The 241-nt window shown below is 44.0% G+C and carries 1 pseudogene; it reads left to right on the forward strand.

What is annotated here, in order from left to right:
- Positions 1–241: pseudogene (locus AB4653_RS28785) on the forward strand (MFS transporter); the annotation flags it as partial.

The raw sequence follows: 241 nt of genomic DNA on the forward strand, positions 1-241 counted from the left end.
GTTTTGCGAGTATTGGCTGGCTTAACTTTAGTTTGATGATCACTACCGTATCAGTGATGCCATTTATTATGCAAAATCAGATTGGTATGACGTCTGATGAATACGCGATGTGGGCGGTGATTCCTGCTTTAGGCATGCTGGGTGGAACAAGTTTATGTAACCGTATTCGCCCCATGTTGGGCAACAAGAAAACTCTGTTATGTACCCCTGTATTGCATATCTCTGCGGCGTTGTGGCTTTT

It is taken from the genome of Vibrio sp. 10N.222.48.A3 (assembly GCF_041475345.1).
Taxonomy (GTDB): domain Bacteria; phylum Pseudomonadota; class Gammaproteobacteria; order Enterobacterales; family Vibrionaceae; genus Vibrio; species Vibrio tasmaniensis_A.